The organism is Nonomuraea purpurea, from assembly GCF_042650645.1.
In the GTDB taxonomy this organism is placed as follows: domain Bacteria; phylum Actinomycetota; class Actinomycetes; order Streptosporangiales; family Streptosporangiaceae; genus Nonomuraea; species Nonomuraea purpurea.
On sequence record NZ_JBHSBI010000026.1, the window covers coordinates 60,895 to 72,958 of the forward strand.

Consider the following 12,064-nt stretch of genomic DNA (forward strand, 5'->3'; position numbering starts at 1 on the left):
TAGCTGGAGTGCACTCCAGGCCATAGACTAATTTCATGATCTCTGATGAAGCGGACGACCGCCTGCCGCGACTCCGCTTCTCGTGATCGCGCTCCTTCGGGCGGCCGTGCCGATCGGTCTCGCGATGATCATAGGGATGATCGGCACGCTGGTGGTCACCTCGGTGCTCGGCAAGCATGACACCGTGACCCTCGCCGCCTTCGCGGTGGTGACCGCCGTGCTCAACCCGGCCAGCGCCGCCGTGCAGGGTGCGCTGCGCGGGCTCGGGCCGTTCGTCGCACCATACCGGGACGATCCGGGGGCGGCCGTGCCGATCGTCAGGGACGCGCGCTGGCTCAGCATGGCCGCCGGCACGGTGGGGGCCCTCGCCCTGCTCTGTGTGCCGTTGCTGGCGAGCCTCACAGGGGTGCCCGGCGAAGTGGTGCGCGAGATCGGCCCGCTGCCGTACTTCCTGGCGGTGTATCTCCTGGTCTTCGCCTCCACCGGGGGCGCGACCACGATCCTGGTCGCGCTGGGACGCAGCGGCAACGTGCTCTGGCCGACCCTGGCCTTCGGCACCGGGCTGGGCGGGCTGACCGCCCTGCTGGTGCCGTCGCTCGGGATCACGGGGGTCGGCATCGCCTGGGCGGTCTCGGGCATCGTGTCGGCCGTCGTGGCCGCGATCACGCTCCGCCGCGCGCTCGGGCGGCCCATCGGGCAGGGCAAGCCCAGGATCCGCGAGATCGTCGGCCTGGCGAAGGTCAGCATCCCGCTCGCGGGCACCGTACTGATCAAGTTCGGTGTGCTCGGGGTCGTCACCTTCGCGGCGAGCACCACCAGCACCCGCGACACCGCCGCCCACGCGGTGCTGACCACGTTCACCGGCTTGATCATGATGGCCTCCCTGTCCGTCGCCCAGGCGTCGGTGCCGGAGGTCGCCCGCGCCCTCGACACCGCCGGGGCGCGGCGGGCCAACCGGACCGCGGCTCTGCTCGCCATAACAGGGACGCTTGTGGTGGCCGTTTTGCTGCTCGGATTCGGAGAGCAGGCGCTGGTGCTGTTCAGCGACGACCCCGCCGTGCGCGAGCGGGTGCTCGGGCTGCTGCCGCTGATGCTGCTGGCCTCGATGCTCGACGCGGCGCAGGCGGTGCAGGGCCACGGCCTGACCGCGCTCAAACGCTCCGCGTCCAGCCTGGTGTACTTCGCGATCGGGTACGGGCTGCTGGTCCTGGCCGCCGTTCCCGTGGCCAGGACCTGGGGGATCACCGGGCTCTGGGCGGCCATGGCGGTGGCCAACGGGCTCCTGGTGGTGCTTCAGGGCACGGGGTTCCACCGCCACAGCGCCAAGGTGAGTACGGTCAGGGCCGAGCCGGCTGCCTGAACACTAGGGGAGACACTTTCCGCCGGAGACCCTCTTGATGTGATTGGCGCTCGCCCAATAGCTGCCCGAGTGGTAGCGGCCGCTCGTCAAGGAGGTTATGTCGGCGTAGATGATCGCCCCCTGCTTCCACTCTCCGTCCCACCTCTCGCTCGTGGCGCCCAGCCACCTCTTGGTGTTCTGCGTCACTGTGAACGGGCAGTTGTCGTTGGCGGCGACCTTCGACGAGGCGGCGGTGGCGGCGGGGGCGGTGACCGCCGCGACGCCCGTCGCCAGGACGGCCGCGGCGATCAGCGTGGTCAAACGGCTCTTGGAGATCATGCGGCCAAGGCTATGCACGCGCCCCTTGCCGTGTCGTTGACCGTCAGTGGCCAGATCCTTGACAATGCCTCCACATGCGCAGACGGTCACGTCGACGCCGGAAGCGGACGCGTGGGGCATGATGGCGGCGTGGGGGATGTCGTCGTAAGAGTGCTCGCAGTCGCGCTGGTGACCGGTCTGCCGGTCGCCGTTCCCGCCTATGCGGCGGCGGACGAGGGGCCGGAGAAGCTGTTCACGTTCAAGGACCCGGCGATCACGGAGTCAAGCGGGCTGGCCGTGTCGCCGACGCACGACGGCATCTACTACACGCACAACGACAGCTCCGCCGCCCCGACGTTCTACGCCGTGGACAAGAACGGCCGGACGAAGGCCACGTTCCAGCTCGGGGGCGCCGAGGCCAGAGACTGGGAGGCCATGGCCGCGAGCAAGGATCCCGCGACGGGGCGCGGGGTGTTGTGGTTCGCGGACATCGGCGACAACCTGGATGGGGCCTGGCCTGATGTTTCGGTTTATCGGGTGATGGAGCCGCAGACCATCCGCGACGCCACGCTGCCCGCCACCCGCTACCGGTTCCGCTACGCCGACGGCGCACGCAACGCGGAAGGGATCATGGTCCACCCGAAGACCGGGCGGCTCTACGTGGTGTCCAAGGAGTTCGCGGGGTCGGTCTACGCGGCGCCGAAGAAACTCCGCGCCAACAAGACGAACATCCTGCGCAAGGTCGCCTCCGCGCCCATCATGGCCACGGACGCCGCCTACGCGCCCGACGGCTCCTCCTACGTCATCCGCACCTACTTCTCGGCCACCCTCTACCGGCCCTCCGGCGAGGTGATCAGCCGGGTGTCGATGCCGGAGCTCAAACAGGCCGAGTCGATCGCGTACACCCTGGACGGCAAGGCTCTTCTCACGGGCTCGGAGGGGCCACGCAGCCCGGTGTACCGGGTGCCGATCCCTCAACTCGCCGTCGGGGCGCCCACCCCGACGCCCAGCCCGGCCGCCGCCAAGAAGAAGGAGGACGAGGACCAGACGGCCCCCGCGAGTACAGGCGGGTTAAAGCTGAAGGACATCCTCATCTGGCTCGCCGCAGCAGGCACGGCGGTGGGCGTGATCACCTTCATAGCCCGCCGCACCCGGTGAGTCGCCGGGCAGTCGGTCACCAGAGATCAGCGGGAACGATCCTTCAGCGGGCGTCGCGCAGCATTGCCGTGAAGCCTTCGCCACGAAGGGCCCTTTCGACGGCGTCTATGGAGCGGGCCAGACGGACCAGGCGCGGCCCCTCCTCGCGGTAGACGTCGAGCACCGCCTCGACGGCATGAGGAGGGAGATGACCTTTGAGATCTACCGCCGCGCTTCGGTAGCCCGCCCTCGCTGCTTCGACAGATGCGTTCACGTGGTGGATGGCCATCCTCGCCAGGGCGATCGGGTGTCGTTTCAGGACTTCGTAGGCCCTGTAGTCGGGCGGGACGGCGTCGAGCAACCAGGACACGGCCGAGGTCTCCCACTCGGGAACGCTGGGCGGGCGGACCTCGGGCGGCCACTCCGGCGGGAGATACATAACGTCATCGTACTCACGTTCGATTGCGGATGCAGGAGGCGCTCGCTGGACTCTCCCCTTATGGGAGGCATCATGCTACTTCCGGCCGCGCCCGGCTATCGAGGAGAGCGACGCATGAGAATCGTGGAAGGCATTGAGGCTCGCGGCACGCAACACTGCGAGACGACGGCACTGGGTGTGCTGCTGCGGCATGAGGGGCTTGATCTGTCCGAGCCCTTGCTGTTCGGGCTCGGCTCGGGCCTGTCCTTCATCTATTGGGACGCCAAGAGCATGGAGTTCCCCTTCCTCGGAGGCCGCGTCAAGCCCTTCGAGCTCACCAGGAACCTCGCCGCCAGACTGGGGCTGACCTTGCAGGTCGAGGAGACCGGCTCGCCACGCAAGGCGTGGCAGAACGTGTCCGCCCGCATCGATGCCGGAGTTCCGGTCGGCCTCCAACTCGACTGCTACCACCTGGACTACTTCCGGTCGAAGGTGCACTTCGGCGGCCATGTCGTCGCGATGTACGGCTACGACGAGCGCCATGCCTACCTGGTGGACACCGCGCAGCAGGGAGGAGCCGTGCGGACGAGCAGGGACACTCTGGCCATGGCGAGGGCGGAACGCGGCCCCATGACCGCCAGGCACCGCTCCTTCTCCATCACCCTGCAGGGGCGCCCGCCCTCCTGGCAGGACCAGCTCATCCCCGCGATCAAGGCCTGCGCCGACGCCTTCCTCGCCGCGCCCATCGCGAACCTGGGCCATCGTGGCATCGAGAAAGCCGCCCGCCAGGTGCCCAAGTGGCTGCTGCGCACGGACGAGCCGAAGCGGAACCTGCCGCAGGCCGCCGAGCTCATGGAGAAGGCCGGCACCGGCGGCGCCCTGTTCCGTGCCCTCTATCGCGATTTTCTCGGCGAGTGCGCCCGGCTCATCGACGATGACCGCCTTCGCACCGGTCACCGGCTGTACTCGGAGGCCGCCGCCCTGTGGACGGACGTGGCCACCTTGATCGCGAGGGCCGGTGAGGAGGACGACGTGGCGTCCCTCGATCGGGCCGGCGCCGTCCTTCACGACCTCTCGCGCATCGAGAGGGACGCCATGCGGGCGCTGAGTGAGATGTGACCGCGGAGGCTCATGTTCGATTCGCCCGGATATGGCGGGGACGGGAGGGAAGTCGGAAAATCGTCTTGTGACGGAGAAGATCGGAATCGTGGGGGCGGGCATCGTCGGCCTGGCGGTGGCCCGTGAGCTGGCCCTGACCAGAGGCGCCGAGGTGACCGTGCTGGAGAAGGAGGGCCGGGTCGGTGCCCACCAGACCGGGCACAACAGCGGCGTCGTCCATGCCGGCATCTACTACCAGCCGGGTTCGCTCAAGGCCAGGCTGTGCCGCGAGGGCGTGGCACTGCTCAAGGAGTACTGCGCGCAGCACGACCTGCCCTACGACGAGGTCGGCAAGCTCGTCGTGGCGAGCACGCGCGCCGAGCGGCCGCAGTTGACGGCGCTGGCCGAGCGGGCGCGCGCCAACGGCGTTCCTGGCATCGCCGTGCTCGACGCGCTCGCGCTGCGCGAGATCGAGCCGCACGCGGTCGGCGTCGGCGCGATCCACTCGCCGCACACCGCCATCTGCGACTTCCCCGCCGTGGCGCGGCGCCTGGCGCAGGAGGTGGTCGAGCTGGGCGGGTCCGTACGTCTGGCGCACCAGGTGCGCGCGATCCGTGAGGGGCCGAGAGGCGTGGAGGTCCTGACGGATTCGGGGGACGAGGAGGCCGGGACGGGACGGCGTAGGTTCGTCTTCGACCGCCTGGTGGTCTGCGGCGGCCTGCACACCGACACGATCGCCAGAATGACGGGCCACCCGGGAGACGTCAGGATTGTCCCGTTCAGAGGGGAGTTCTACGCGCTGAAGGGCGCGGCCAAGGACCTGGTGCGCGGGCTCATCTATCCGGTGCCCGATCCGCGCTATCCGTTCCTGGGGGTCCATCTGACGCGGCAGACCGGTGGGGACGTGCTGGTGGGGCCGAACGCGGTGCTCGCGATGGCGTATGAAGGCTACAGATGGCGAAATATTAGGAATTTTGGCCAAATTATCAGTTGGCCGGGGACCCTGCGCATGGCCAGGACCCACTGGCGTACCGGGCTCAAGGAGATCCGCGGCTCCCTCTCCAAAAGCGCCTTCCTCGACGGCGCCCGCCGCTACGTCCCCGAGCTCACCGCCTCCGACCTCGAACGCGCCCCCGGCGGCGTCCGCGCGCAGGCCGTGGCCAGAGACGGCAAACTGGTCGACGACTTCGTGGTGGACGTGCACGGTCACGTCGTTCTGGTGCGCAACGCGCCCTCTCCGGCCGCCACCTCCAGCCTGGCCATTGCCAGACACATTGCCGGAATTGTCCCAGCACTCGTCCGATGAGGGCATCCTTGGAGGTGATGGAATCACGCCTGCTCATAGTCGAGGACGACCCCAACATCCTCGAACTCCTCGCCGCGAGCCTGAGGTTCGCGGGATTCGACGTGACCACGGCCAAGAGCGGCCTCGACGCCGTCGCCGCCGTGCAACGGCACCGCCCCGACCTCGTCGTACTCGACGTCATGCTGCCCGACCTGGACGGATTCGAGATCGTCAGACGGCTGCGCGGGGGAGGGCTGCACACGCCCGTGGTGTTCCTCACCGCCCGTGACGAGACCGAGGACAAGATCCGCGGGCTCACGATCGGCGGCGACGACTACGTGACCAAGCCGTTCAGCCTGGAGGAGGTGGTGGCCAGGATCCACGCGGTGCTCCGCCGCACGAGCGGGGAGCCGCAGGCGGCGCCGCCCCGGCTGACGTTCGCCGACATCGAACTGGACGAGGAGAGCCACGAGGTGTGGCGCGGCGGCACCGCGATCGCGCTGTCGCCGACCGAGTTCAAGCTCCTGCGCTACTTCATGACGAACGCCGGCCGCGTCCTGTCCAAGCCGCAGATCCTCGACCACGTGTGGGACTACGACTTCAGGGGCGAGGTGGGCATCGTGGAGTCGTATGTGTCCGTCCTGCGCAGGAAGATCGACAACCGCAGCCCGCGGCTCATCCACACCCTGCGCGGTGTCGGGTACGTACTCCGCCTGCCACCGAGCCCCTAATGAGCGGCCTGCCGCTGAGGATCAAGCTCATCGCGTCGATGCTGGCGTTGCTCGGCTTCGGCATGACCTTCATCGGCGTGGTGAGCGTCTCGGTGCTGCACGGCTACCTCATCGACCGGGTGGACAGCCAGCTCCACCTGCTCGCCGCGCGCATGGACAAGAAGATCAGGAGCGACTGGAAGAACGACAGGGAGACCGACGACCGGCCGATCCTCATCGAGTCGGACGCGATCGCCCTTGTCAAGGAGCCGGGCGGCACCTTGGCCCCGATGCGCACCGACCGCGACGTCGACCTCAAACCCAAGCCGGTGCTGGTGGCCTCGCCGGGCGCGGAGCCCTACACCGCGCCCGCGATCCGGGGCGACGGCGAGTGGCGGGTCATGGAGAGCATGGTCCAGCGGCGTACTCTCCTGGTCGCGGTCGACCTGGAGGAGGTCGACGCGATCACCAAGCGCCTGGTGCTCATCGAGCTGCTGGGCGGAGGCGGCATCCTGCTCATCCTCACGGTCCTGGGCGTCACGATCGTCCGCCGCAGCATGCGCCCGCTCGGCCAGATCGAGCGGACGGCCGAGGCCATCGCCGCGGGCGAGCTCGGCCGCCGGGTGCCCGACAGCGATCCCCGTACCGAGGTGGGCCGCCTGGCAGGCTCGCTGAACGGGATGCTCGCCCAGATCGAGGCCGCCTTCGCCGCCCGGTCGGCCTCCGAGGCGGCGGCCCGCCGTTCCGAGGACCGCATGCGCCAGTTCGTCGGCGACGCCTCCCACGAGCTGCGCACGCCCCTGACCTCCATCCGCGGCTTCGCCGAGTACGCCAGGCAGAACCCCGGCGCCGACCCCGCCGAGCTGATGCAGCGCGTGGAGAAGGCCGCGGGCCGCATGAGCCTGCTGGTGGACGACCTGCTGCTGCTGGCCAGGGTGGACCAGCAGCGGCCGCTGCAGATGCGGCCCGTGGACATGCTGGCGCTGGCGGCGGACGCCGTGCAGGACGCCAGGATCCTGGCGCCCGATCGGGTGATCAAGCTGGACGTGGTCGGCGGCGCGGCCCTGATCGTCTCGGGCGACGAGGTACGACTGCGCCAGGTCATCAGCAACCTCGTCACCAACGCGATCATCCACACCGAGCCGGGCTCGCCCATCATCGTGCGCGCGGGGGCGGGCACCGACACGTTCTTCCTCGAAGTCGTCGACAACGGCCCCGGGCTCACCCCCGAGCAGGTCGAGCACGTCTTCGAGCGCTTCTACCGCGCCGACTCCGCCAGGTCGCGCCGCCGCTCTGGCGAGGACAGGGGCAGCGGGCTCGGGCTGGCCATCGTGTACGCGCTCGTGCAGGCCCACGTCGGCACGGTCACCGTGGACAGCTCGCCGGAGGGCGGCTCCACGTTCCGGGTGGAGCTCCCGCTCGCGTTGGAGTGAGGAGAGGCCCGGAGGGGCTGAGGACGAGCCCGAACGGATCGAGGAGCGGCCCGAACTCCCATGCGCCCTGGAGGGACCCTTCAGCAAACCCTCAGGTCACTGCGTCACTCTAAGTAGGTGACGAAACCCGAGGCGCTGATCATGGTGGTGGACGACGAGCCCAGCATCAGAGACCTGCTCTCGGCCAGCCTGCGCTTCTCCGGGTTCGAGGTCCTGACCGCCGCCGACGGCCAGGAGGCCGTGGAGGTGGCCGAGCGGGCCTCACCCGACCTGGTCGTGCTCGACGTCATGCTGCCCGATCTGGATGGGTTCGAGGTGGCCAAGCGGATCGACGCGCCGGTGCTGTTCCTGACCGCCCGCGACGCCACAGAGGACAAGATCGCCGGGCTTCGGGTCGGGGACGACTACGTGACCAAGCCGTTCAGCCTGGAAGAGGTGCAGGCCAGGATCCGGGCGGTGCTGCGGCGCACCCGGGCCGAGGGAGCGCCCGCCAGCAAGCTGAAGGTGGCCGACCTGGAGCTGGACGAGGACGCCCGCGAGGTCTGGCGCGGCGGACGGCAGGTGCGCCTGTCGCCGACCGAGTTCAAGCTGCTGCACTACTTCATGGTCAACGCAGGGCGCGTGTTGTCGAAGGCGCAGATCCTCGACCACGTCTGGAACTACGACTTCGGCGGCGACGCCGGCGTCGTCGAGTCGTACGTCTCCTACCTCAGGCGCAAGGTCGACGACGTCGAACCGCGGCTCATTCACACGCTCCGTAGCGTCGGTTACGTGCTGAGGGAGCCACCCGCGGGCTAGCGTGGGCCGTATGGACCTGCTTGGCGCCTTGGAGGCGTTGCGCCGGCCGCTGGATCGCGAGTTGTTCCCGCTGGCGATCGGTGAGGCGGCCGCCGATCGGCGCGCGCTGCGGGAGCTGACCGGGCAGCTCGACGACTACCTGCTGCCCCGCCTGCGCGCGCTCGACGCGCCGCTGCTCGCCGTCGTCGGCGGCTCCACGGGGGCGGGCAAGTCCACGCTGGTCAACTCGCTGGTCGGGGCCGACGTGGCTGAGCCGGGCGTGCTGCGGCCCACCACACTGGTGCCCACGCTCGTGGTCAGCCCGGCCGACCGCCCGTGGTTCATGGGCCAGAACGTCCTGCCGGGCCTGTCCAGGGCCACCGGCTCCGGCCCGGGGGCGCTGCGCGTGGTCACCTCCGACACGCTCGGGGCCGGCCTGGCGCTGCTCGACGCCCCCGACATCGACTCGGTCGTCACCGCCAACCGCGAACTGGCCGCCCAGCTCCTGGCAGCGGCTGATCTGTGGCTGTTCGTCACGACCGCCGCCCGCTACGCCGACGAGGTGCCGTGGAGCTTCCTGCGCTCGGCCCGTGAACGCAGCACCGCCCTGGCCGTCGTCCTCGACCGCGTCCCCCCGGACGCCGCGGAACCCGTCTCACGCGACCTGTCCCGCCTCCTCGTCGAGAACGGCCTCGAAGGCACCCGCCTGTTCACCGTCCCCGAGGCCGACATGCCCTCAGAGAAGGCCCGCCTGCCCGCCGAGGCCGTGCGGCCCATCTCCTCGTGGCTCGCCGGGCTCGCCGCCGACGCCGCACAGCGGTCCCGCGTCGTGCGCCAGACGCTGTCAGGAGCGCTCGACAGCCTCGCCACCCGGGTGCCCGCGCTGGCCGAGGCCGTCACCCGCCAGCGGACGGCCTTCGACGGGCTGCGCTCCATCGTGACCGGCGCGTACGCGGGCGGCATGGCCGACTTCGACGAGGGCATGCGCGACGGGTCGCTGCTGCGTGGCGAGGTGCTGGCCCGCTGGCAGGACTTCATCGGCACCGGCGACCTCATGCGGTCCCTGGAGAGCCGCGTGGGATGGCTGCGCGACCGGATCGTCGGCTTCTTCACCGGGCGCGTCCCGGAGACACGGCTCAGGAGCGCCCTGGAAAGCGGGGTCGAGGCGCTGATCAGGGGCGCCGCCGACGGATCCGCAGAACGAGCGCTCGAAGGCTGGTCGGCCGCTCCCGGCGGGCCCGGCCTGCTCGAACAGCTCGGCGCCATCGAATCGGCCCGCCTCGGCCGTGCCTCGCCCGACCTCGGCAAACGCGCCGAAGCCGCGGTGCGGGGGTGGCAGGAGTACGTCCTGGAGCTGGTGCGCCAGGAAGGGGCCGAGAAGCGGACGGCGGCCAGGGTGGCGTCCTTCGGGGTGAACGGGGCCGGGCTGCTGCTCATGCTGGCCGCGTTCGCCTCGACCGGCGGGCTGACCGGCATCGAGGTCGGCATCGCCGGCGGCACCAGTGTGCTGTCGCAGAAGCTGCTGGAGGCGGTGTTCGGGGATCAGGCCGTGCGGACGTTGACCGTGCAGGCCCGGCACGATCTGCGGGAGCGGGTGCGGGGGGTTCTGGAGGAGGAGGCGTCCCGCTTCACGGCCCGACTGGAGGCGATCGAGCCGCCTCAGGGGACGGGGGAGGCGCTGATGACGGCAGGGCACACGGTAGGGGCGCACCGCGCCGAGCTCCCGGCGGCCGCATCGGCCCCGACCGTCGAGCTTCCGAAACCGACGTCGTCGTCGCGGCCAGGGGAGGAGGGGGCGTGAAGCTGCTGCGCCGTAAGGAGGGGCCGTCCCTGGACGTCCGGCTGGCCGCGCTGCTGCAGGCGGCCTCGCTGGCAGAGGGGCGGCTGTCGGAGCAGGCGGTGTCCGGAGCGCGGGCGATCGCCGAACGGGCCGGGGTCCGCCGCGACCTGTCCATCGACCACACCGTCGCCGCACTGGCGGGCGCGACGGGCAGCGGCAAGTCGTCGCTCTACAACGCCCTGGCCGGCGAGGAGCTGGCGGCCGTGGGCGTCACCAGGCCCACGACCTCGACCGCCCAGGCGGCGCTCTGGGACGGAGAAGGGGCCGGCCCGCTGCTGGACTGGCTGGACGTTCCGCGACGCCACTCCGCCACCCCGAACCCCGACACCTCCGGCCTGATCCTCCTCGACCTCCCCGACCACGACTCCATCCGGCTCTCCCACCGCCTGGAGGTGGACCGCCTGGTGGAGCTGGTCGATCTGCTGGTGTGGGTGGTGGACCCGCAGAAGTACGCCGACGCCGCCCTCCACGACCGCTACCTGCGCCCGCTGGCGGGGCACCGCGGCGTGATGCTGGTGCTGCTCAACCAGGTGGACCGCCTGCCCCCGCAGGCCGTCGACCGGTGCGTTCGCGACCTGCGCCGCCTTCTGGACGAGGACGGGCTGGCGGGCGTGCCGGTGCTGCCCGTCTCGGCCCGTACCGGGACGGGGATGGCCGAACTTCGTACGCTGCTCGGGGATCGTGTCTGCGAACACAAGTCCTGGTCCGCGCGCCTGGCGGCGGACATCACCGCCGCCGCCGACCACCTCGCCACCGCCGGCCCCGTCGCGCACGCAGAAACGATCGAGGGCACGCCCGAACCCGACACCGGGACGGCCGCGGCTGAACCGGCCGGTGTGCTGGAGAGCAGCCGGGAGACGGGTGCCGGTGTCGCGGTGGTGGGGGAGCCGGGCGCGGAGGGTGAAGGCAAGCGGATGGCAGGGCTGGACAAGGCCCTGACCACGGCGCTGGCCGAGGCCGCCGGGGTGCCGATGGTCGTGGAGGCGGTGGCCAAGGGGCACAGGCACAGGGCGGTGGTCGCCACCGGTTGGCCGGTCACCAGGTGGCTCAGGAAGTTCCGCCCTGACCCGCTCCGCAGGCTCAGAATCGGGGCGATGGCCCCGGCCAAGCCATCGCGGCCCGACAGGGAGATCGTCGGTCGTACGTCCGTTCCCGCCGCGTCGGCCGTGCAGAGGGCGCAGGTCGAGACGGCGATCAGGGACGTCGGCGAGGCGGCCGCGTCCGGCCTGCCGGGGCCGTGGGCGTTGGCGGTGCGGCAGGCGGCGAGGTCCCGCGCCCAGGACCTGGCGGACGCCGTGGACCGGGCGGTGGGCACGACGTCCGGCCCCGCCACGAGGCGTCCCCGATGGTGGCGGGTGGTGAACGTGCTGCAGTGGCTGGTGTTCGCGACGATGCTGGTCGGCGCGGGCTGGCTCGGGGTGCTGTTCGGCATGGACTATCTGCGGCTGCCGCAACCGCCACTCCCGACCGTGGGCGTGGTGCCGTGGCCGACCGTGCTGCTGCTGGGCGGGGCGGTCGCGGGGGTGCTGATCGCGTCCCTGTCGAGGCTGGCGGCGTGGGCCGGTGGCAGGCGCAGGGCTCGGCGTGCGGCCAGAGCGTTGCGTACGGCCATCAGTCAGGTGAGTAAGGAGTACGTGCTGGACCCCGTGGAGGCGGAACTGGACCGGCACGCCCGCTTCGCCGCGGCACTCGAACTCGCCCGATCCTGA

11 protein-coding genes are annotated in these 12,064 nt (G+C 70.7%); 9 read left to right on the forward strand and 2 right to left on the reverse strand.

Annotation, left to right across the window (positions count from 1 at the left end; all coding sequences use genetic code 11):
* The first annotated feature begins 136 nt into the window (after positions 1-136).
* The gene (locus tag ACFOY2_RS38640; RefSeq protein WP_379533071.1) at positions 137-1,360 is read left to right on the forward strand and encodes an MATE family efflux transporter; all 1,224 of its coding nucleotides are present in this window, start codon (positions 137-139) and stop codon (positions 1,358-1,360) included.
* A 3-nt stretch (positions 1,361-1,363) separates the two neighbouring features.
* Here the strand turns inward: ACFOY2_RS38640 and ACFOY2_RS38645 are convergent, their stop codons facing one another.
* Positions 1,364-1,678, reverse strand: coding sequence for a hypothetical protein (locus ACFOY2_RS38645; protein ID WP_379533072.1), 315 nt, complete (start codon positions 1,676-1,678; stop codon positions 1,364-1,366).
* A 129-nt stretch (positions 1,679-1,807) separates the two neighbouring features.
* Here ACFOY2_RS38645 and ACFOY2_RS38650 point away from each other — a divergent pair, with 129 nt between their 5' ends.
* On the forward strand, positions 1,808-2,815 hold the full coding sequence (locus ACFOY2_RS38650) for a hypothetical protein (RefSeq protein ID WP_379533073.1): 1,008 nt from the start codon (positions 1,808-1,810) through the stop codon (positions 2,813-2,815).
* Positions 2,816-2,858: 43 nt separating this feature from the next.
* Here the strand turns inward: ACFOY2_RS38650 and ACFOY2_RS38655 are convergent, their stop codons facing one another.
* On the reverse strand, positions 2,859-3,233 hold the full coding sequence (locus ACFOY2_RS38655) for a hypothetical protein (protein ID WP_379533074.1): 375 nt from the start codon (positions 3,231-3,233) through the stop codon (positions 2,859-2,861).
* A 114-nt stretch (positions 3,234-3,347) separates the two neighbouring features.
* Here ACFOY2_RS38655 and ACFOY2_RS38660 point away from each other — a divergent pair, with 114 nt between their 5' ends.
* From ACFOY2_RS38660 to ACFOY2_RS38690, 7 genes are all read left to right on the forward strand, one after another.
* Positions 3,348-4,331: a BtrH N-terminal domain-containing protein gene (locus tag ACFOY2_RS38660; protein ID WP_379533075.1), complete on the forward strand. Its 984-nt coding sequence runs from the start codon at positions 3,348-3,350 to the stop codon at positions 4,329-4,331.
* A 31-nt stretch (positions 4,332-4,362) separates the two neighbouring features.
* Complete coding sequence (gene lhgO, locus ACFOY2_RS38665) at positions 4,363-5,616, forward strand: L-2-hydroxyglutarate oxidase (protein ID WP_379533076.1); 1,254 nt, start codon at positions 4,363-4,365, stop codon at positions 5,614-5,616.
* A 17-nt stretch (positions 5,617-5,633) separates the two neighbouring features.
* Complete coding sequence (locus tag ACFOY2_RS38670) at positions 5,634-6,326, forward strand: response regulator transcription factor (protein WP_379533077.1); 693 nt, start codon at positions 5,634-5,636, stop codon at positions 6,324-6,326.
* Positions 6,326-7,738, forward strand: a complete 1,413-nt coding sequence (locus ACFOY2_RS38675; protein WP_379533078.1) for a sensor histidine kinase — start codon at positions 6,326-6,328, stop codon at positions 7,736-7,738. Before ACFOY2_RS38670 ends, ACFOY2_RS38675 begins: the two co-directional genes overlap by 1 nt.
* Positions 7,739-7,879: 141 nt before the next feature.
* Positions 7,880-8,536 (forward strand): response regulator transcription factor, encoded by a 657-nt coding sequence (locus tag ACFOY2_RS38680; protein ID WP_357817192.1) that lies wholly within the window; start codon positions 7,880-7,882, stop codon positions 8,534-8,536.
* Between the two features lie 10 nt (positions 8,537-8,546).
* A complete protein-coding gene (locus tag ACFOY2_RS38685) occupies positions 8,547-10,316 on the forward strand; it encodes an ABC transporter (RefSeq protein WP_379533079.1) in 1,770 nt (589 codons plus the stop codon).
* On the forward strand, positions 10,313-12,064 hold the full coding sequence (locus ACFOY2_RS38690) for a GTPase family protein (protein WP_379533080.1): 1,752 nt from the start codon (positions 10,313-10,315) through the stop codon (positions 12,062-12,064). The genes ACFOY2_RS38685 and ACFOY2_RS38690 overlap by 4 nt, the downstream gene beginning before the upstream one ends.

Coding starts and splice junctions, on each gene's coding strand:
- ACFOY2_RS38655 (WP_379533074.1), bottom strand. CDS start 3,233: ATGTATCTCCCGCCGGAGTGGCCGCCCGAGGTCCGCCCGCCCAGCGTT.
- ACFOY2_RS38680 (WP_357817192.1), top strand. CDS start 7,880: ATGGTGGTGGACGACGAGCCCAGCATCAGAGACCTGCTCTCGGCCAGC.
- lhgO (WP_379533076.1), top strand. CDS start 4,363: ATGGCGGGGACGGGAGGGAAGTCGGAAAATCGTCTTGTGACGGAGAAG.
- ACFOY2_RS38670 (WP_379533077.1), top strand. CDS start 5,634: ATGGAATCACGCCTGCTCATAGTCGAGGACGACCCCAACATCCTCGAA.
- ACFOY2_RS38645 (WP_379533072.1), bottom strand. CDS start 1,678: ATGATCTCCAAGAGCCGTTTGACCACGCTGATCGCCGCGGCCGTCCTG.
- ACFOY2_RS38685 (WP_379533079.1), top strand. CDS start 8,547: ATGGACCTGCTTGGCGCCTTGGAGGCGTTGCGCCGGCCGCTGGATCGC.
- ACFOY2_RS38675 (WP_379533078.1), top strand. CDS start 6,326: ATGAGCGGCCTGCCGCTGAGGATCAAGCTCATCGCGTCGATGCTGGCG.
- ACFOY2_RS38640 (WP_379533071.1), top strand. CDS start 137: ATGATCGGCACGCTGGTGGTCACCTCGGTGCTCGGCAAGCATGACACC.
- ACFOY2_RS38660 (WP_379533075.1), top strand. CDS start 3,348: ATGAGAATCGTGGAAGGCATTGAGGCTCGCGGCACGCAACACTGCGAG.